The 1,183-nt window shown below is 48.8% G+C and carries 1 rRNA gene; it reads right to left on the bottom strand.

The features are described 5' to 3' along the window. Positions 1-1,183, bottom strand: a 23S ribosomal RNA gene (locus QM351_RS10275); the annotation flags it as partial.

Raw genomic sequence — 1,183 nt, 5'->3', positions numbered from 1 at the left:
CTAAGCACTCCTCTTAACCTTCCAGCACCGGGCAGGCGTCACCCCCTATACATCATCTTACGATTTAGCAGAGAGCTGTGTTTTTGATAAACAGTTGCTTGGGCCTATTCACTGCGGCTGACTGAAAGCCAGCACCCCTTCTCCCGAAGTTACGGGGTCATTTTGCCGAGTTCCTTAACGAGAGTTCTCTCGCTCACCTGAGGCTACTCGCCTCGACTACCTGTGTCGGTTTGCGGTACGGGTAGAGTATGATTAACGCTAGAAGCTTTTCTTGGCAGTGTGACGTCACTAACTTCGCTACTAAACTTCGCTCCCCATCACAGCTCAATGTTATAGAATTAAGCATTTAACTCAATTCACACCTCACTGCTTAGACGTGCACTTCCAGTCGCACGCTTTAGTTAGCCTACTGCGTCCCTCCTTCACTACATACTCTAGTACAGGAATATCAACCTGTTGTCCATCGGATACACCTTTCGGTCTCTCCTTAGGTCCCGACTAACCCAGGGCGGACGAGCCTTCCCCTGGAAACCTTAGTCTTACGGTGGACAGGATTCTCACCTGTCTTTCGCTACTCATACCGGCATTCTCACTTCTATGCGTTCCAGCGCTCCTCACGGTACACCTTCTCCACACATAGAACGCTCTCCTACCATACCTATAAAGGTATCCACAGCTTCGGTAAATTGTTTTAGCCCCGGTACATTTTCGGCGCAGGGTCACTCGACTAGTGAGCTATTACGCACTCTTTGAATGAATAGCTGCTTCTAAGCTAACATCCTAGTTGTCTGTGCAACCCCACATCCTTTTCCACTTAACAATTATTTTGGGACCTTAGCTGGTGGTCTGGGCTGTTTCCCTTTCGACTACGGATCTTAGCACTCGCAGTCTGACTGCCGACCATAATTCATTGGCATTCGGAGTTTATCTGAGATTGGTAATCCGGGATGGACCCCTCACCCAAACAGTGCTCTACCTCCAAGAATCTTAATGTCGACGCTAGCCCTAAAGCTATTTCGGAGAGAACCAGCTATCTCCAAGTTCGTTTGGAATTTCTCCGCTACCCACAAGTCATCCAAGCACTTTTCAACGTGCCCTGGTTCGGTCCTCCAGTGAGTTTTACCTCACCTTCAACCTGCTCATGGGTAGGTCACATGGTTTCGGGTCTACGACATAATACTAA

The organism is Streptococcus parasanguinis, assembly GCF_047465465.1.
Taxonomy (GTDB): Bacteria; Bacillota; Bacilli; order Lactobacillales; family Streptococcaceae; genus Streptococcus; species Streptococcus parasanguinis_AI.
This window is presented reverse-complemented; position numbering and strand designations above follow the sequence as displayed.